Genomic DNA, 18,997 nt, shown 5'->3' with positions numbered 1-18,997 from the left:
CCCCTCTCGTGACAAGGAGAAGCCCCTCATGACCGATCGACTGACGTACGAAGAGCTGGCCGCCCTGATGAAGAAGGGTGCCGGACTGACCGTCGACCCCCGGGAGATGGAGAACCGGTCGGGTACCGCGTTCGACGAGTTCGGCCTCGACTCACTGGGTCTCCTCGGCATCGTCGGCGTTCTGGAGAACCGCCACGGGCGGCCGCTGCCGGCCGACGCCGACCGTTGCAAGACGCCCCGCGAGTTCCTCGACCTCGTCAACAACAGCCTCATGACAGGAGCCTGAAGTGTCCGGACACACCGAGAACGAGATCGTCATCGCCGCCCCTCTGGACCTCGTCTGGGACATGACGAACGACCTGGAGAACTGGCCCCAGCTGTTCAGCGAGTACGCCTCGGTCGAGGTCATCGAGCGGGACGGCGAGCGGACCACCTTCCGTCTCACCATGCACCCCGACGACAACGACAAGGTGTGGAGCTGGGTCTCCGAGCGCACCACGGACCGTCCCGGTCGCACCGTCCGGGCCCGCCGCGTCGAGCCGGGCCCGTTCCAGCACATGGACATCCGCTGGGAGTACTCCGAGGTTCCCGGCGGCACCCGCATGCACTGGGCGCAGGACTTCGCGATGCGTCCCGACGCCCCGGTCGACGACGCGTGGATGACCGACAACATCAACCGCAACTCGCGTGTCCAGATGGAACTCATCCGGGACAAGATCGAGCAGCGCGACCGCGAGCGCCGCACGGCCGGGGTCCCGGCCAACTGACACACCGTCCGCCGACGGCCGGCCGCCCGGTCCTCCCCGCCGGGCCCGGACCGGGTACCAGAAAGGCATCATCCGATGCACCACGCCCTGATCGTCGCCCGGATGGCGCCGGAGTCCGCGCCGGACATCGCCGAGCTGTTCGCCGCCTCCGACAGCAGTGAGCTGCCGCACCTGGTCGGCGTCACCCGGCGAAAGCTGTTCCAGTTCGGCGATGTCTACCTGCACCTGATCGAGTCCGAGCGCCCGCCGGGCCCGGAGATCGCCAAGGTGACGGGCCATCCGGCGTTCAAGGACATCAGCGACCGGCTCACGGCCTTCGTCAGCCCGTACGACCCGCAGACGTGGCGGGGACCGAAGGACGCGATGGCGCAGGAGTTCTACCGCTGGGAGCGCGACACCAGCGCCTGACAGCACGGAAACCGCCCCGGGTCCGGCCACAAGGCCGGACCCGGGGCGGTTTCCGTGCTGTCAGGAATCGGCGAGTTCAGGTGGCCCGAGGGCCGTCCGGATCGTGCCGGGCCCGCGGGGTCCGGCACGTGCACACCTGCCGCGTTGTCGTCGGTCGCCAGTGCTCCGCAGTGACTCCCTCCATTGCGCCGCAGCCGCACGCACCGGGCCCCGCTCCCCGATCCGGCCCGATCCGGACGGAAGGTCCTAGTCCGGGACCACACATTCGAACGCGTGCAGGTACGGGTTGACCGGCCGGATCTCGCCGATCTTCAGCCCTGCGTCGGAAAGCCGGTCGACCAGGCTCTGCCGGGTGTGCTTGGCACCGCCCACGTTCAGGAGCAGCAGCAGGTCCATGGCGGTGGTGAACCGCATCGACGGGGTGTCGTCGACGAGGTTCTCGATGACGACGACTCTGGCCCCGGGACGGGCCGCCGCGATGACGGCGCGCAGTGCCCTGCGGGTGCTGTCGTCGTCCCACTCCAGGATGTTCTTGATGATGTAGAGATCGGCCGCCACCGGAATGCCCTCACGGCAGTCACCGGCCACGATGTTCGCCCGGCCGGCGAGAGGACCGCCGTCCCGCAGTCGTCCGTCGGCCCGTGCCACCACGCCCGGGAGGTCCATCAACGTGCCGCTGACCGACGGGTGCTTCTCCAGCAGGCTCGCCAGTACGTGCCCCTGACCACCGCCGATGTCGGCGACCGCCGACACCCCGGTGAGGTCGAGCAGTGCGGCGACGTCCAGTGCGGACTGCATGCTGGACGTCGTCATGGCCCGGTTGAACACCTGGGCCGACTCGTGGGCGTCCTCGTGGAGGTAGTCGAAGAACTCCTTGCCGAACACGTCCTCGAAGACATTGCCGCCGGAGCGCACCGCGTCGTCCAGCCGGGGCCAGACCTCCCACGTCCACGGCTCCGTGCACCACAGCGAGATGTCCCGCAGGCTGTGCGGGTCGTCCTCGCGCAGCAGCCGCGACATATCGGTGTGGGCGAACGTGCCGTCGGCGTTCTCGGTGAAGATGCCGTAGCAGGACAGGGCGCGCAGCAGCCGCCGCAGCGGGCCGGGTTCGGTCTTCACCACGGCGGCGAGCTCGGCCGCGGTGGCCGGCTTCTCACCCAGCGCGTCCGCGACACGCAGCCGCGCCGCGGCGCGCACGGCCGCGGAGCGGGCCGCGCCGAACACGATCTCGCGCAGCCGCATGGCCGGCTGCGGGGTGGGAAGGGGCTGGACGGGAGTGGTGGTGGGGGTGGTGTTCACGGTGGTCATGCCGTCTCGCTTCTCCTTGTGCGGGGGGACACCGGTCAGCACATCCCGGCCGGTGCGGAGGTGGTGCAGACATTGCCGGTGAAGCGGTTGCCCGTGCCGGTGTCCTGGTTGGACAGGTCTGCCGGCCGGTTGCCCTGGACCAGGTTGCGGCTGATGGTGTTGTCCGTGTTCTTCGCACCCACGAAGCTCTTGAACAGCACGACGCCGCCCGAGAGTGGAGTGGCGCCCACGTTGTCGCGGATCACGTTGGACCGCACCTCGGTGGACTCGGTGCCGGTGAGGACGATCCCGGAACCCTGGATCGCGGGCAGCCGCTCGGTGGCGGCACAGAACTTGTTGTTGCCGGTGATCCGGTTGGACCGGATGGTCATGGCACCGGCGCGCGGCGTTCCCTCGTCACCCACGACGAACACGCCGCTGCAGTTGGCGGTGAAGGTGTTGTCGTTCACCGTCAGGTTCCGCACGCGCCGGGCGGTGAATCCGATCCGGTTGTCGGTGAGTGTGTTGCGCCGGACCCGGGTACCGCCGGTGTCGGTGGCGCCGCCCTCCTCGTCGACGCTGTTGGCGACGAAGATGCCCGCGTCCCCGTTGGAGCGGGCGGTGTTGTGCCGGATGTCGGAGCGGGTGGACCGCTGCTGCGCGATGCCCCAGACGCCGTTGGACGCGGACGTCACGGAACGGACCTCCAGCCCGTCCGTCCAGGACGCCCAGACTCCGCTGCGGGTGAAGCCGGAGACGGTCAGGGACCTGATGGACACGTCGTCCACGGTGTGCCCTGCCGTGCCCAGCACGCACACGCCGTTGCCGGCCTTCGCGCAGGCGTTGTCCGGCTGCGTCCCGCTCGCGCCGGGCTGGATGACGGTCCGGTTCCCGGAGCCCCGCAGGGTCAGTCCGGGCGTGGTGATGAGCACGCTCTCCCGGTAGGTGCCGGGCCGGACGATGATGGTGTCACCGGGCTGTGCGGCGTCCACCGCTGCCTGGATGGACTGGCCCGGACGCACCACGTGGCCGCCCGCGGCGGCGGCCGGGACGGACGGCGCGACGACGCACAGTCCGGCAGCCGAGGCGGCGGCGATGCTCACGAGGCCTTTGATGTGTCGTTTCCTCATGAGCCGAAGCTATGGGCGATCACCCCCCGATGCCACGCAGGGTGCCCGGATGGACACGGGGCGTGCCCGAATGGCTTACGTCTGCGCGGATGCCCCGCGTCCGCCGTGGACGCGGGGCCGTGCACTCGGGTGATTCGCCCTCGCGGCGGGGTCCGTGTCAGTCGTCGGCCGGGCCGGCGGGTGCGACGACGGAGCGGGCCCACCGGTAGTCGGCCTTGCCGCTGGGGGAGCGCTGGATCTGCGGCGCGATCACCAGATGGCGCGGGATCTTGTACCCGGCCAGCCGGGTACGGCAGTGTGCCTGGACGTCGCCGAGCGAGGGGGCGTCGGCGCCCTCGCGCACCTGCACCACGGCGGCGACCTGATTGCCCCAGCGTGCGTCGGGGGCGCCCGCGACCAGTGCGTCGTACACGTCCGGGTGGGACTTGAGAGCCTGCTCGACCTCCTCCGGATACACCTTCTCGCCTCCGGTGTTGATGCACTGCGAGCCCCGGCCGAGCACCGTGACGATACCCTCGGCGTCGACCGTCGCCATGTCGCCGAGCAGCACCCACCGCTCATCGCCCTTGCGGAAGAACGTCTCGGCGGTCTTCCCCGGGTCGTTGTAGTAGCCGAGCGGTACGTGACCGCGCTGGGCGATCCGTCCCGGCTCACCCGGGGTCACCGGTTCGTACGTCGCGGGGTCGACTACGGCCGTGCGGGAGTTGACCCGGAGCCGGAAGCCGTTCTCCGGGCCGGAGTCGGCGGTCGCGGTGCCGTTGAAGCCGGACTCGGAGGAGCCGAAGTTGTTCAGCAGCATCACGTGGGGCACCAGTGCCTGGAACTCGGCCCGCACCGAATCGGACATGATCGCGCCCGAACTGGAGACGGAGAACATCGCCGAGCAGTCGGTGCCCTTCAGCGGCCCCTTCAGCGCGTCGATCAGCGGCCGCAGCATCGCGTCGCCCACCAGCGACACGCTGGTGACCTTCTCCTTCTCGATGGTGCGGAGCACCTCGTGCGGCACGTACTTGCGGTGCACGACGACCCGCTGGCCGAAGTTGAAGCCGATGAACGCGGTGAGCGTCGAGGTGCCGTGCATCAGCGGGGGAGTGGGGAAGAAGGTGATGCCCTCCCCACCGGCGGCCACCCGCTCCGCCAGCTCCTGCGGCGTCTTCACCGGATCACCCGTCGGTGCGCCGCCGCCGAGGCCGGAGAAGAACAGGTCCTCCTGGCGCCACATCACCCCCTTGGGCATGCCTGTGGTGCCACCCGTGTAGATGATGAACTGGTCGTCGGCTGAGCGTGGCGCGAATCCGCGCCCAGGATCCCCGCCGGCTTCCGCCGCGGTGAACGCGACGGCATCGGGCCCGGGCGTGCCGTCCACCGGCCTGCCGACCCGCACGAGATGGCGGAGCTGCGGCGCCTGCGGGGCGGCGGCCGCGACGCGCTCGTCGAACTCGGCGTCGAAGACGAGCGCCGCCAGATCCGCGTCGCGGTAGAGGTAGACCAGTTCCTCCTCCACGTACCGGTAGTTGACGTTGACCGGGACGATGCGCGCCTTCAGGCAGGCCAGCACGGTCTGGAGGTATTCGATGCCGTTGTAGAGGTGCAGCCCGAGGTGCTCGCCCGGGCCGATGCCCGCCTCGATCAGATGATGGGCGAGACGATTGGCCGCGGCGTCGAGCTGCGCGTACGTGAGCCTGCGCTCGGCACCTGTTCCGGGATGGTCGAGGTAGACGAGCGCCTCCCGTTCCGGGACAGCGTCGACGACCGATTCGAACAGGTCGGCAAGGTTGTACTCCACCGTTCCTCCTGACCCCGGTTGCTGAGTGGCCCGGCGGTCATTAGAGCGCCCACCGGCACAAGTGGGAAGAGGTCCCGGGAAGAAATCTGACTGACTGTCAGAAAACTATTGAACTGCTCCTCCGTCTACTGCAACCTGTTCTAGCCTTGAGACGGGAGACAGATCATGGGCGGTACGGAACACCTCACCGTGCAGCGCGAAGGCGCCACACTGGTGCTCACCTTGAACAGGCCCGAGAGCAAGAACGCGCTCTCGCTGCCGATGCTGGTCGGCCTGTACGACGGCTGGCTCGCCGCCGACGACGACGAGGAGGTCCGATCCGTCGTCCTCACCGGAGCCGGCGGCTGCTTCTGCGCAGGCATGGACCTCAAGGCCCTTGCCGGCAAGGGGATGGAGGGCGAGCAGTACCGGGACCGGATGAAGGCCGACCCCGATCTGCACTGGAAGGCCATGCTGCGTCACCACCGCCCCCGCAAACCGGTCATCGCCGCCGTCGAGGGCCACTGCGTGGCGGGCGGCACCGAGATCCTTCAGGGCACCGACATCCGCATCGCCGGCGAGAGCGCGACCTTCGGGCTCTTCGAGGTCAGGCGCGGTCTCTTCCCCATAGGCGGCTCGACGGTCCGGCTGCCGCGCCAGATCGCCCGCACCCACGCGCTGGAGATGCTGCTCACCGGCCGCCCCTACACAGCCGGCGAAGCGGCCCGCATCGGGCTGATCGGCCGGGTCGTCCCCGACGGCACCGCACTGGAGGCGGCCCTCGCCGTCGCCGAACAGATCAACGCCTGCGGCCCGCTGGCCGTCGAAGAGGTCAAGGCATCGGTCTACGAAACCGCGGAGATGACCGAGACGGACGGCCTCGCGGCCGAACTCGAGCGCGGCTGGCCCGTCTTCGCCACCGCGGACGCCAAGGAGGGCGCCCGCGCCTTCGCCGAGAAGCGCCCGCCCGTCTACCGGCGGGCCTGACCAAAGGAGCCAACCGTGCCCGAAGTCCTCAGCGCACCGCTGGTGGTCGAATTCCCCTTCACCCGCTCCCTCGGCCCCGTACAGAGCGCCTTCCTGACCGGACTGCGCGAACGCACCGTGCTCGGCGTACGGACCGGCGGCGGCCTGATCCTGGTCCCGCCCGTCGAGTACGACCCCGTCACCGCCGAGGAGATCCACGACCTGGTCGAGGTCGCCGGCACCGGAACCGTCACCACCTGGGCCTGGAACCCGAACCCCCGCCGCGACCAGCCCCTGGACACCCCCTTCGCCTGGGTCCTCGTCCGGCTCGACGGCGCCGACACCGCACTCCTGCACGTCCTGGACGCACCCGGACCCGAGGCCGTCAGCACCGGCATGCGGGTCCGCGTCCGCTGGGCCGAGACCCGCACCGGCGCCATCACGGACATCGCCTGCTTCGAACCGTACGAGAGCGAACCCGGCGGATCCGCCCCGCACGAAGGCGAGTTCACCGACCCGGTCACCGGCATCGTCACCCCCGCCCGCCTCGACTACACCTACTCGCCGGGCCGCGCGCAGAGCGCCTACCTCGAAGCACTCGCGAGCCGGCGCGTCGTCGGCGAACGCTGCCCGTCCTGCCGCAAGGTGTACGTCCCGCCCCGCGGCGCCTGCCCCACCTGCGGCGTCGCCACCGACGAGCGGGTGGAGGTCGGGCCGCGCGGCACGGTCACCACCTTCTGCGTCGTCAACATCAAGGCGAAGAACCTCGACATCGAGGTGCCCTACGTCTACGCGCACATCGCCCTCGACGGCGCGGACCTGGCTCTGCACGCCCGGATCGGCGGCATCCCCTACGACCAGGTGCGGATGGGACTGCGCGTCGAGCCCGTATGGACCGAGGGCAGCCGTCATCCCGACCACTACCGGCCGACCGGCGAGCCCGACGCCGACTACGACGTGTACAAGGAGCTGGTCTAGATGCGAGACGTAGCGATCGTCGCCTTCGCGCAGACCGACCATCTGCGGCGCACCGACGAACTCTCCGAAGTCGAGATGCTGATGCCCGTCCTGCACCAGGTTCTCGACGCCACGGGCCTGCGGACCAGCGACATCGGCTTCACCTGCTCCGGCTCCAGCGACTACCTCGCCGGCCGTGCCTTCTCCTTCACCATGGCTCTCGACGGAGTCGGGGCGCACCCGCCGATCTCCGAGTCCCATGTCGAGATGGACGGAGCCTGGGCCCTGTACGAGGCCTGGGTGAAGATCCAGACGGGCGAGGCGGACACCGCGCTCGTCTACGCGTACGGGAAGTCCTCGCCCGGCCAGGTGCGCGACGTCCTCACCCGGCAGCTCGACCCGTACTACACCGCCCCGCTGTGGCCCGACTCCGTCGCCCTCGCCGCCCTCCAGGCCCAGGCACTGATCGACGCGGGCGACGCCGACGAGACCGCGCTCGCGGCCATCGCCGCTCGCAGCCGCGCGGACGCGTCGGACAACCCGCACGCGCAACTGAGCGGGTCGGTCCCGGCCGGCGGCTATCTCGTGCAGCCGTTGCGGACCGGTGACTGCCCGCCCATCGGCGACGGCGCCGCCGCCGTGATCCTCGCAGCCGGGGACACCGCGCGGTCCCTCTGCGCCAGGCCCGCCTGGATCCGCGGCATCGACCACCGCATCGAGGCCCACGGTCTCGGCGTGCGCGAGCTGACCGAATCGCCGTCGACCCGGCTCGCCGCCGAACGGGCCGGGGTCTTCGAGCGCCCCGTGGACACCGCCGAGCTGCACGCCCCGTTCTCCTCCCAGGAGGTGGTGCTGCGCAAGGCACTCGGCCTCGGCGACGAGGTCCGGGTCAACCCGTCCGGCGGCGCACTTGCCGCCAACCCGGTGATGGCGGCTGGGCTGATCCGTATCGGCGAGGCCGCCGCCCGCATCCACCGGGGCGAGTCCGACCGGGCACTCGCCCACGCCACGTCCGGGCCCTGCCTGCAGCAGAACCTGGTCGCCGTTCTCGAAGGGGAGAGTGCTCATGCCTAAGGAGCCCGTGGCCGTCGTCGGCATCGGCCAGACCAAGCACGTCTCCGCCCGCCGCGACGTCTCCCTCGCCGGCCTCGTCCGCGAGGCCGCCGTAGCCGCCCTCCAGGACGCCGGACTGACCTGGGCGGACATCGATGCCGTCGTCATCGGCAAGGCCCCCGACTTCTTCGAGGGCGTGATGATGCCGGAGCTCTATCTCGCCGACGCCCTGGGCGCGGTCGGCAAACCCATGCTCCGGGTCCACACCGCGGGCTCGGTCGGCGGCTCGACCGCACTCGTGGCCGCGAACCTCGTGGCGGCGCGCGTGCACCGGACCGTCCTGACGCTCGCCTTCGAGAAGCAGTCGGAGTCCAACGCGATGTGGGGCCTCTCCCTCCCCATCCCGTTCCAGCAGCCGCTGCTGGCCGGTGCGGGCGGCTTCTTCGCCCCGCATGTGCGCGCCTACATGCGCCGGACCGGGGCGCCGGACACCGTGGGCTCCCTTGTCGCCTACAAGGACCGGCGCAACGCGCTGAAGAACCCGTACGCGCACATCCACGACCCGGACATCACCCTGGAGAAGGTGCAGGCCGCACCCATGCTCTGGGACCCCATCCGCTACTCGGAGACCTGCCCGTCCTCCGACGGGGCCTGCGCGATGATCCTCACCGACCGTGCGGGCGCGGACCGTTCACCGCACCCGCCCGCCTGGGTGCACGGCGGCGCGATGCGCAGCGAACCGACCCTCTTCGCCGGCAAGGACTTCGTCTCGCCGCAGGCCGGCAAGGACTGCGCCGCCGACGTGTACCGGCAGGCGGGGATCACCGACCCGCGCCGGGAGATCGACGCCGTCGAGATGTACGTGCCGTTCTCCTGGTACGAGCCGATGTGGCTGGAGAACCTCGGCTTCGCCGACGAGGGCGAGGGCTGGAAGCTCACCGAGGCCGGAGTCACCGAGCTCGACGGCGACCTGCCGGTCAACCCTTCGGGCGGAGTGCTCTCCACCAATCCCATCGGCGCCTCCGGAATGATCCGCTTCGCCGAGGCGGCACTCCAGGTCCGGGGACAGGCCGGTGAGCACCAGGTGGACGGTGCCCGGCGGGCCCTCGGCCACGCCTACGGCGGCGGGGCCCAGTTCTTCTCCATGTGGCTCGTGGGCGCCCAGCCGCCCACGGGCTGAACCACAAGCCCCGGACAGGCCGCACGCAACGGTTTCCGCGGCCTGTCCGGGACGGCCCGCGATGGCTGAGGGCTGTCCCGTAATCCCTGGCGGGCGCGCGACGACAGCTACGGCACCTCGCCGCGTTGTCGGAACGTCCGAATGCATCCAGTATGGGACGCTCCTCCGCCTTGCGATGCACCGCATCCGACGCCGCGCGCTGATCCACCACGGATTACGGGACAGCCCTCAGGCTTCGTCCGGCCGCATCCGACGAGCAGGAGGAGCCGACGTGGCACGGAGGATGATCCCCCAGCAGCGGTTCGCCGGCTGGGACAAGGCGGGGCTCGACCTGGGCAACGCCCGGTGGCAGTCCGGCAGTCAGGGCATCGGCGACGTCCAGATCGCCTTCGTCGAGGGATTCATCGCGATGCGCAACGCCGGGCGCCCCGGCAGCCCGCCGCTCGTCTTCACCCCGGCGGAATGGCGTGTCTTCGTCGAGCGCGCCCGGGACGGCGCGTTCGACCCGAAGTGAAGGACCCCGGTCGGGACCACAGCAGCTCGCGCCCCCAGCCACCTGCCTGCGGCCGGTGGCCGAGCGGCCTGTGCCATGCACCGGCCCGCGAGAAGTCCGCGCCGACCGCACCCGAGGGGCACGTCCTCGCGAGCGGCACCGCGAACCATCGGTAGCGTGGTGGACGCGACAGGTGAGAATGATCTTCGCGTCCTGCTGAGCGACCTGCGTCCGGAGCTGAACCCCGGGCGCTACGTCTACGCCACCGCGCCCGACGGAGTCGTGCCCGAAGGCACCGCCCCCGTCGTCATGGTCCGTGAGGCCGAAGGGCTCACGCTGGTGCTCCCGGAGGCGCAGGCCGCGGCGGCGGGACTGTCCTGCTCCTTCACTGCCGGCTGGATCACGCTCCGTGTGCACTCGGCGCTGGAGGCCGTCGGGCTGACCGCCGCCGTCTCGCTCGCCCTCACCGACGCGGGAATCAGCTGCAACGTGGTGGCCGCCTTCCACCACGACCACCTCTTCGTCCCTTACGACCGGGCCGCCGAGGCCGTCGCCGTTCTCGAGACGCTGGCCGCGGAGTCGGGCGCGGGGTGACAGGGCGGCGCGACAGGGCGGACGGGGGCACCCTCCTGCGCACGGGTGCCTCCGGCTGCCGAGCCCGCCTTGCGGGCCCGGCTCGGCGAGGCGGGCCCGGCCACGTAACATGTCTGCATGTCCTTCCTCCGCCGCCGTAGCGCCGCCACACCCGCGGGCCCCGACTTCGACGTCCTGGCCATGGACCCGGGCGACTGGCCCGGAAACCTCGGCGCCGGCCTGCTGCCCGCCCCCGACGGCAGCTGTCAGGGCGTCTTCCTGCGCTACGACCTGTTCGGCGGCCGCGGCCCCGCGATGATCATCGGCAACCTCCCTGAGGGATCACCCGCCCGCGAGACGGAGGAGGGCCAGGTCCCCTTCGAGGTGGCCCAGCTGCTGCTCGCGCTGGAGAACGACGAGCCGGTCGAGGTGACCGGCACCGAGGACATGCCCGTGATGCAGGGGGACAACCTGCTGATCGTCCGCCGTGTGAAGCTCTCCGAGAGCCGCATCTCCTGCGTCCAGTTCGACCGCAGCGACGGCGTGCTCGTCACCATCGCCAGCTGGGACCGGCCGATCACCGACGATCTGTACACCCTCCTGAAGCCGCTGCCCGCCGAGCTCTTCCAGCAGGGCTGATCCGGCCCGGGTCGCCGCACGGCGGCCCGACCGGTGGTGGCACTTCCGTCCAAGTACAAGCGGCCTCCGTCCAAGAGGCCGCTTCGTCATGCGTCTTGTCCGGGCAGTCGTCGGACCTCTAGCGTCGTTCGGCATGACATCCGGGATGACGCGACGTACCACCGTGAAGACAGCGATCGGCGTATCAGGTGCTCTGGCACTGGGAGTTCCCGCTCTCAATGGCACTGCCACCGCCGCAGGGACCTCCGATGAATCGACGACGGTAAAGCAGAAGGCGGAGCTGCCGAACCCGGTGCTCCACTACCGTGCGCCCGCCGCCGACTGGGAGCGCGAATCCCTGCCCATCGGCGGCGGAGCCCTCGGCGCGAGCGTCCATGGAACGCTGGCCTCCGAGCTCCTCACCTTCAACGAGAAGACCCTCTGGACCGGCGGCCCCGGTTCGGCCCAGGGGTACGACTTCGGCAACTGGACCGCCCCCAGACCGGGCGCCCTCGCCGGCGTGCAGGAGCGCCTCGACAACGAAGGCGCCCTCGGTCCCGACGCCGTGGCCGCCGAGCTCGGACAGTCGCGGCGCGGCTACGGCGCCTACCAGGTCTTCGGAGAACTGCACCTCGACGTGCCGGGCGCACCGGTCGCCCCCGACTCCTCCTACCGCCGTGGCCTGGACCTGCGGACCGCCCTCGCGACCGTCACGTACACGCACGAAGGCGTCGCCCACAGCCGGGAGTTCTTCGTCTCCCACCCCGGTTCCGTCATCGCCGGACGGCTGACGGCGGACCGCCCGGGACAGGTGGCCTTCACTCTGCGCCACACCTCGCCGCGCACCGACTTCTCCGCATCCGCCGTCGGTGACCGCCTCACCGTCAGGGGCGCCCTCAAGGACAACGGCCTGCGCTTCGAGGCCCAGATCCGCGTCCGCACCACCGGTGGCAAGGTCACCGCCGGGGCCGACGGCAGCCTCACCGTCACCGGCGCGGACAGTGCGTGGTTCTTCCTCGCGGCCGGCACCGACTACGCGGACACCTGGCCCGCCTACCGCGGACAGGACCCGCACACCAAGGTCACGGCCGCGGTCGACACCGCGGCGGCAACCCCGTACGAGCGCGTCCGCGACGCCCATGTGAACGACCACCGCACTCTCTTCGACCGGGTCGCCCTCGACATCGGTCAGCAACTGCCCGACCTGCCCACCGATCAGTTGCTGAGCGCCTACACCGGCGGAACGAGCGCCGCGGACCGGGCACTGGAGGCGCTCTTCTTCCAGTACGGCCGCTACCTGCTGATCGCCTCCTCGCGGGCCGGCTCGCTGCCCGCCAACCTCCAGGGCGTCTGGAACAACTCGACCACCCCGCCCTGGTCCGCCGACTACCACACCAACATCAACCTCCAGATGAACTACTGGCTCGCCGAGGTCACCAACCTCGCCGAGACCACCGCCCCGTACGACCGCTACATCGAGGCCATGCGCGAGCCCGGCCGCAGGACGGCGAAGGAGATGTTCGGCACCGACGGCTGGGTCGTGCACAACGAGACCAACCCGTACGGCTTCACCGGAGTGCACGACTGGTCCACCGCGTTCTGGTTCCCCGAGGCCGCCGCCTGGCTCACCCAGCAGATGTACGAGCACTACCGCTTCAGCGGTTCCACCGACTACCTGCGCTCCACCGCCTACCCGGCGATGAAGGAAGCCGCCGAATTCTGGCTGGCCAACCTCCGCACCGACCCCCGCGACGGACTCCTCGTCGTCACCCCGAGCTACTCGCCCGAGCACGGTGACTTCACCGCAGGGGCCGCGATGTCCCAGCAAATCGTCCACGACCTCCTCACCAGCACCCTGGAGGCGGCCCGCACCCTCGGTGACGCACCCGCCTTCCGCGGCCGTCTCGAAACGGCCCTCGCCCGCATCGACCCCGGCCTGCGCATCGGGTCCTGGGGCCAGCTCCAGGAGTGGAAGACCGACCGCGACGACCCGGCCGATGACCACCGCCACGTCTCCCACCTCTTCGGCCTCCACCCCGGCCGGCAGATCGAGGCGGGCAGTGCCTGGGCCGAAGCCGCCAAGGTCTCCCTGGGTGCCCGCGGGGACGGCGGCACCGGCTGGTCCAAGGCCTGGAAGATCAACTTCTGGGCGCGGCTGCGGGACGGAGGCCACGCCCACAAGATGCTCTCCGAGCAGCTGAAGAACTCCACCCTGCCCAACCTCTGGGACACCCACCCGCCGTTCCAGATCGACGGGAACTTCGGCGCCACTTCGGGTATCGCGGAGATGCTGCTGCAGAGCCAGCACGACGCCGTCGAGATCCTCCCCGCCCTCCCCGCCGCCTGGCCGGCCGGGTCGGTGCGCGGGCTGCGCGCCCGCGGAGGATTCACCGTCGACATCGAATGGGCCGCCGGGCAGGCCCGCCGTGTGGTGATCACGGCGGGCCGGACCCGCGAAGTGACCGTCCGCAGCACGCTGTTCAGCGGCGGCGAGAAGGTCATCAGGGCCCGCGCCGGCAAGCGCTACACGCTGACCCCGGAGAGCTGAGCGAACAGCGAGGTCACCTGCGCCGCCGAAGTACCGATCCCCGTGGGACCGCTCAGGTGCCACGGGGCCGCGGTGCCCCGTCGCAGATCCTCCTCGCGGTAACGCCTGCAGCCCCGGTGCCAGATCAGGATGCCCGCGATCCAGTGCTTCAGCTCCTGGACGTATCCGGCTAGGACCTCCCTCGCCTCGGCATCCAGACCGAAGTCGTCGTACAGCACAGGGAGTTCGTTCTCGGCGACGTGCAGGAACTGGCGCAGCCGCGACTTCATCAGATCGTGCAGGATCGCCACCCCCGTCGGATAGTCCACCCCGAAGAAGTTCTGCACCACCAGCACACCGTTGTGCACCTCACCCTCGTACTCGATCTCCTTCTGGTACGAGAACAGGTCGTTGAGGAGTGCGGCGTAGTCGGCCGCCGCGTTCTCCAGGGAGCGCAGCGGGCCGCTCTCGTAGATCTCCGGCGGTACCTTCCTGCCGTGCCCGAGCCGGCACAGGCTCATCGTCAGATCCGAGCCGAACGTCATGCGGCGCATCTCGACATAGTCCACCGGGTCAGGAATCCGGTTCTGCGCCTGGTTCGCCAGCTCCCACAGCCAGCTGGCTGTCATGTCCTCGATGGACGTGCGGAACGCACGCCTGCCGCTGTCGTCCATGGGCGCGCAGGTGCGCTGCCAGAGGTCGCACAGGCCGCGTTCCAGCGCGTTGACGGGCGCGGGCGGCGCGGCCCCGTCCAGTGGCATGAAGAGCGACAGCCGCTCGTTGGCGAGGCGGGCCCCCGCCAGATCACGGGTGCGACCGTGCACCACCGGGAACCAGTCGTCCCCGTACGTCCCCCACGCCAGCCACTGCGAGGACAGGTCGAGTTCCTCCGGGGTGGCGTCCGGGTGGATACCCGCCGCGCACAGTGGCAGGTCGATCGCCCGCAGCCGCTGCTCGTCCCAGATGTGCGAGCCCGGCACCCCCGGCTGCGCCTGGAGGATGCCCACCCCGTCCGCCCAGCCGACCATCCGCTCCCGGGCCCCGTCCAGATGCGGACTGAGCGTCGTGCCGAACGGAAGATCGAAGTCGGGCAGCAGGGACGGGCCGACATGCCGGTACGGCAGATGGGTGTGGCTGCGCAGCCTGGCGAACTCCGAGCGAGGAGTGAAGCGGATCGACGCGGCGGCCATCCCGAAACCCGGCACGGCCGGTTCGGCCCCGCCGTCGTTCATGTAGCGGCTGGAGCGCATGTGCCACTCATGGCCGCCGGACTGCCAGTCCTGCAGCCCCTTGACGTACGCGAGCACCGCGGCCGTCTGCGCGGCGTCGAGACCCTTCCCCGCGCAGAGCGGGCCCAGTTCGGTGAGTGCGGTGTTCTCGAACTGCTGGAGCCGTGACGTCAGCAGATCGTTCACCGCCTCGGCGGCCTCCTGCGTCGAGCAGTCGAGAAAGCGCTCAAGGACCAGGACGCCGTTGCTGTTCTCGCCCTCGTCCTCGACCTCGCGCTGGTACGAGAACAGGTCGTTGCGCAGGTGGACACCGTCCGAGAACGCGTCACGCAGTACGCGCAACGCCCGTTCGCCGGCCACCGCCTCGGGCACCTCGGCACCGGCCGCGTACTCCACCAGACCCGCCGACCAGGGGGCGCCGCCCACCTTGCGGCGCATCTCGATGTACTCGACGGGGTTCGCGATGCGCCCCTCGTTGATGTTGGCGAGCTCCCACAGCGACTCGTTCAGCAGGTTCTTCGTCGCCTCGGCGAACCTCACGCGCCATGCGTCCGTCATGCCGGGCACCGTCCGCGCCCACAGGTCCGCCAGCCCCGCCTCGACCGGATTGGTCGGCTCCGGCGTCGGCGCACCCCGCTCCATCGGCATGAACGCGGGCAACCGGTCCAGGTACGCCTTGCCTCCCGCGCGGTCCGGGGTCCGCTTGAACAGTTCCAGGAAGTGGTCGTCGAAGAAGAAGACCCACACGTACCAGTCGGTGACCAGGGACAGGGCCTCGGCCGAGCAGTCGGGGTGGGTGTACGCGCACAGCAGCGCGTAGTCGTGGGAGTCGAGGTCCTTCTCCTCCCAGATGCCGGACCCCTCCAGCATCCCTATGGCCCGCGCCCACGTCTTCGTGTGCTGCCGCGCCTCCTCGACATGCGGATTGAGGCGCGCCGGATACGGAACATAGAAGTCCGGCAGAGTGAAGGGCTGTGCCATGTGCGTCCGGCCTTTCGGTGAGCCTCCGCGCGAGCGTCACGCGGATCGGTCGTGTCCGCGCGAGCACTACCCCTCGGCCGTTCGGGGCACGCACAGACATCATTAGTCACACAAGAAGTGCGCTCGTTCGAGGGACGACGCCCGGCCCCGCCGGCCGGCCGGCCCCTGCGTAAAACTCAGGTAACGCGGCATCGCCAGAATCCCGTTGCTCCTTTCCGGCCGCAGGTCAGAGCACCTGCCAGTGGTCTGGTCCACTGGCTCGACCCGCGGCCTCCACCACACCCTTGACGTGCCATCACCTCAGGTCACAGAGTGTGCGCGCACGAAGCAACACGAGATCGGAACACGAACACCTCTCGACACGTACGGCTCGGGAAACGCCCAGCTCCAAGAAGGGTTGTCATGACGTCCAAGCAGAGGACCGGACGCGCACTCGCGCTGACCACCGCCGGCGCACTGAGTCTCGCGCTGCTGAGTCCCGCGGCACACGCCGACGCGGACGGGGTGCGGCCGGAGTGCCCGCGCGGTCTGGCATGCGACTGGGTCCCGGCCGCCTACCAGCAGACCGGTGACCCGGCCGACAAGGAGACGTACGGCAACTACGACACCGCGGACCGGCCGCACAGCAACAAGATCAAGTTCATTGTCCTCCACGACACCGAGGAGGACTTCGACACCACCCTGAAGATCTTCCAGAACCCGCTGAAGCAGACCTCGGCCCACTACGTGGTGCGTTCCGGCGACGGTCATGTCACGCAGATGGTGAAGAACAAGGACGTTGCCTGGCAGGCCGGGAACTGGTACCTCAACACCCACTCGATCGGCATCGAGCAGGAGGGCGTCGCCACCGAGGGTGCGAAGTGGTACACCCCCGAGATGTACCGCTCCACCGCGGCACTCGTGCGCTATCTCGCCGCCAAGTACGACATCCCGCTCGACCGCCAGCACATCATCGGCCACGACGGGGTACCGCCCACCAGCGCCGCCGGCACCAAGAACATGCACTGGGACCCGGGCACCTACTGGGACTGGAACCGCTTCATGGCCCTCCTCGGCGAACCCACTGTGCCGACGGCCCGGAAGAGCAGCGAACTCATCACCGTCAGCCCGCGGTTCAAGGACAACCAGCAGGCGTTCCGCGACTGCGAGAAGGGCGTCGACCTGCCCGTGCAGGGCTCCAGCGCCGTGCCGCTCCACACGGAACCCTCCGACGACGCACCGCTCTTCTCCGACCCGGGGCTGCATACGGACGGCTCGCCCGGCACCAACTGCGCCGCCGACTGGGGCAGCAAGATCAGCGCCACTCAGCAGGCCGTCGTCGCCGACCACGCACCCGGCTGGACGGCGATCTGGTGGTACGGCAAGAAGGCTTGGCTCCGCACCCCGGACCACGCCCGCACCACCACCCCCACCGCCGGGTACGTCGTCAGGCCCAGGGCGGGCAAGGCGGAGGTGCCGGTGTACGGGGTGGCGTACCCGGAGAAGTCGGAGTACCCGGCCGACTTCGCTGACCAGCGGGTGGGCACTGCCCTGCAGTACACCATCAAGGCCGGCCAGTCCTACCCCGGCGGTGGAGAGGCCCCCACCGGCTTCTTCTACGCGCCGACCATCGACTCCTCCTACCCCCTGGACCACGCGTACTTCCGGGGCAAGGAGAAGTACGTGACGGTCCAGATCGGCCACCGCATCGCCTTCGTGAAGGCAGCCGACGTGGACATCGTCCGCGCACACTGAGGCCCGCCGGCCGGGCTCAGGCCTCGGCCCGGGGGACAGCACAACAGCGCGCTGCGGGTCCGGTGTGTCGGCACCGGCCCCGCAGCGCGCATCCCCATCGGCAGGTCAGCGAGTGCCGACCGCGGCTCGAACGGCACTCCGCGCCATGGCGCAGTCGTCGTGCAGGCGACGCAGCAGCAGTCGCTGCTCCTCACCCGACGAGAGCGCACCCGGACGGTCCTGCCCCGTCCTGGCCGGTGCGGTGGTGTCCCGCATGGCCCGCTGGAGGGCCGTCTCGTACGTACGGATCTCTCGCGTGAGTACGAGCATCAGGTTGACCAGGAACGAGTCCCGCGCCGCCGGGCCCGCGACCTGGGCCAGCTGGCTGATCTGACGGCGCGCCACCGGCGCGTCCCCCAGAACCGCCCACAGCGTCGCCAGGTCGTAGCCCGGCAGGTACCACCCGGCGTGTTCCCAGTCCACCAGAACCGGACCGGTGGGCGACAGGAGGATGTTGGAGAGCAGGGCGTCACCGTGGCAGAACTGCCCCATGCCTTGACGGCCCCCGGCGTGGGCCAGGCCGTGCAGCAGCTTCTGAAGGTCCCCCAGATCGCGGTCGGTGAACAGACCGAGCTCGTGATACCGCGCGATGCGTGCCGCGTAGTCCAGAGGGGCGTCGAACAGACCGGCCGGTGGGCGCCAGGCGTTGACCCGGCTGACCGCACCGAGCACGGCCCGCAGGTCGGCGCGTGGCGGGGCCTCCGACGGGTGCCTGGTCAGCGCCGCCACCCGGCCGGGCATCCGCTCGATGACCAGAGTGCAGTTCTCCGGGTCCGCTGCGATGAGCCGGGGCACCCGGACCGGCGGACGGTGCCGGACGAACGCCCGGTATGACGCTATTTCGTGGCGGAACCGCTCCGACCATGCGGGGGAGTGGTCGAGTAAACACTTGGCGACCGCGGTCGTGCGGCCGGTGGAACCGACGAGGAGTACCGAACGGCCGCTGCGCCGCAGCACCTGAACCGGATTGAACTCCGGGCAGATCCGGTGGACCGAGGCGATCGCCATCCTCAGCTGAGCGCCCTGCGGACCGGAGAGGTCCAGTCTGCCGCTGAGCGAGGGGGTACCCGGCCCTGCCGCGCGCCGGGGCCGGCCGATGCCGGGCGCGGGGACGACGGCGCGGGGGTCGAGATACGGTCCGCCACCCACTCCCAGGGGACGCAGCGGCCGGGGCGGGGCGGACACGGAGGACGATGCTGTGTACATGGGCTAGACAGATCCCTTCGTGCGCCGACAAGTTGCGTGCGCCGCCCCGGCCGACGGCCGTTCGGCACCCTGGGGAGTACCTAG

17 protein-coding genes are annotated in these 18,997 nt (G+C 70.3%); 12 read left to right on the top strand and 5 right to left on the bottom strand.

The features are described from left to right. The first annotated feature begins 28 nt into the window (after positions 1–28). The 3 genes from ABT025_RS03925 to ABT025_RS03915 all read left to right on the top strand — a co-directional run bounded on the left by ABT025_RS03925 (position 29) and on the right by ABT025_RS03915 (position 1,175). Positions 29–286 (top strand): phosphopantetheine-binding protein, encoded by a 258-nt coding sequence (locus ABT025_RS03925; RefSeq protein WP_350989522.1) that lies wholly within the window; start codon positions 29–31, stop codon positions 284–286. 1 nt (position 287) lies between these two features. Continuing rightward, a complete protein-coding gene (locus ABT025_RS03920) occupies positions 288–767 on the top strand; it encodes an SRPBCC family protein (RefSeq protein WP_350989520.1) in 480 nt (159 codons plus the stop codon). A 75-nt stretch (positions 768–842) separates the two neighbouring features. Next, a complete protein-coding gene (locus ABT025_RS03915; RefSeq protein ID WP_350989518.1) occupies positions 843–1,175 on the top strand; it encodes a TcmI family type II polyketide cyclase in 333 nt (110 codons plus the stop codon). A 246-nt stretch (positions 1,176–1,421) separates the two neighbouring features. Here ABT025_RS03915 and ABT025_RS03910 read toward each other — a convergent pair whose 3' ends face one another. The 3 genes from ABT025_RS03910 to ABT025_RS03900 all read right to left on the bottom strand — a co-directional run bounded on the left by ABT025_RS03910 (position 1,422) and on the right by ABT025_RS03900 (position 5,378). Further along, a complete protein-coding gene (locus tag ABT025_RS03910; RefSeq protein WP_350989516.1) occupies positions 1,422–2,483 on the bottom strand; it encodes a methyltransferase in 1,062 nt (353 codons plus the stop codon). A gap of 35 nt (positions 2,484–2,518) precedes the next feature. Next, a complete protein-coding gene (locus tag ABT025_RS03905) occupies positions 2,519–3,592 on the bottom strand; it encodes a right-handed parallel beta-helix repeat-containing protein (protein ID WP_350989512.1) in 1,074 nt (357 codons plus the stop codon). A 157-nt stretch (positions 3,593–3,749) separates the two neighbouring features. Next, entirely contained in the window at positions 3,750–5,378 is a 1,629-nt protein-coding gene (locus ABT025_RS03900; RefSeq protein ID WP_350989510.1) for an acyl-CoA synthetase, read from the bottom strand. A gap of 165 nt (positions 5,379–5,543) precedes the next feature. Here ABT025_RS03900 and ABT025_RS03895 point away from each other — a divergent pair, with 165 nt between their 5' ends. The 8 genes from ABT025_RS03895 to ABT025_RS03860 all read left to right on the top strand — a co-directional run bounded on the left by ABT025_RS03895 (position 5,544) and on the right by ABT025_RS03860 (position 13,745). After that, a complete protein-coding gene (locus ABT025_RS03895; RefSeq protein WP_350989508.1) occupies positions 5,544–6,344 on the top strand; it encodes a crotonase/enoyl-CoA hydratase family protein in 801 nt (266 codons plus the stop codon). 15 nt (positions 6,345–6,359) lie between these two features. Then, positions 6,360–7,301, top strand: coding sequence for a Zn-ribbon domain-containing OB-fold protein (locus ABT025_RS03890; RefSeq protein ID WP_350989506.1), 942 nt, complete (start codon positions 6,360–6,362; stop codon positions 7,299–7,301). Continuing rightward, positions 7,302–8,354 carry a thiolase family protein gene (locus ABT025_RS03885; RefSeq protein WP_350989504.1) on the top strand — a complete coding sequence of 351 codons (1,053 nt, stop codon included), beginning with the start codon at positions 7,302–7,304 and terminating at the stop codon, positions 8,352–8,354. After that, complete coding sequence (locus ABT025_RS03880) at positions 8,347–9,513, top strand: thiolase family protein (RefSeq protein WP_350989502.1); 1,167 nt, start codon at positions 8,347–8,349, stop codon at positions 9,511–9,513. The genes ABT025_RS03885 and ABT025_RS03880 overlap by 8 nt, the downstream gene beginning before the upstream one ends. A gap of 283 nt (positions 9,514–9,796) precedes the next feature. Continuing rightward, entirely contained in the window at positions 9,797–10,027 is a 231-nt protein-coding gene (locus tag ABT025_RS03875) for a DUF397 domain-containing protein (RefSeq protein ID WP_350989811.1), read from the top strand. A gap of 156 nt (positions 10,028–10,183) precedes the next feature. Next, on the top strand, positions 10,184–10,600 hold the full coding sequence (locus ABT025_RS03870; RefSeq protein WP_502971884.1) for an ACT domain-containing protein: 417 nt from the start codon (positions 10,184–10,186) through the stop codon (positions 10,598–10,600). Between the two features lie 117 nt (positions 10,601–10,717). Further along, complete coding sequence (locus ABT025_RS03865; protein WP_018550733.1) at positions 10,718–11,218, top strand: hypothetical protein; 501 nt, start codon at positions 10,718–10,720, stop codon at positions 11,216–11,218. A 292-nt stretch (positions 11,219–11,510) separates the two neighbouring features. Continuing rightward, on the top strand, positions 11,511–13,745 hold the full coding sequence (locus tag ABT025_RS03860) for a glycoside hydrolase family 95 protein (RefSeq protein WP_350989807.1): 2,235 nt from the start codon (positions 11,511–11,513) through the stop codon (positions 13,743–13,745). On the opposite strand, the gene ABT025_RS03855 is transcribed toward ABT025_RS03860, so the two are convergent. Continuing rightward, entirely contained in the window at positions 13,721–15,934 is a 2,214-nt protein-coding gene (locus tag ABT025_RS03855) for a terpene synthase family protein (RefSeq protein ID WP_350989500.1), read from the bottom strand. The genes ABT025_RS03860 and ABT025_RS03855 overlap by 25 nt on opposite strands. A gap of 402 nt (positions 15,935–16,336) precedes the next feature. Between ABT025_RS03855 and ABT025_RS03850 the strand changes: the two genes are divergently transcribed. Beyond that, complete coding sequence (locus tag ABT025_RS03850) at positions 16,337–17,668, top strand: N-acetylmuramoyl-L-alanine amidase (RefSeq protein WP_350989498.1); 1,332 nt, start codon at positions 16,337–16,339, stop codon at positions 17,666–17,668. A gap of 105 nt (positions 17,669–17,773) precedes the next feature. Here ABT025_RS03850 and ABT025_RS03845 read toward each other — a convergent pair whose 3' ends face one another. Then, positions 17,774–18,913, bottom strand: a complete 1,140-nt coding sequence (locus tag ABT025_RS03845) for a phosphotransferase (protein WP_350989496.1) — start codon at positions 18,911–18,913, stop codon at positions 17,774–17,776. Positions 18,914–18,997: the final 84 nt, after the last annotated feature.

The sequence above is a fragment of the Streptomyces sp. NPDC002809 genome, assembly GCF_040295435.1.
In the GTDB taxonomy this organism is placed as follows: Bacteria; Actinomycetota; Actinomycetes; order Streptomycetales; family Streptomycetaceae; genus Streptomyces.
Note: the sequence above shows the minus strand (reverse complement) of the source record. Positions and strands in the feature narration are given on the sequence as shown.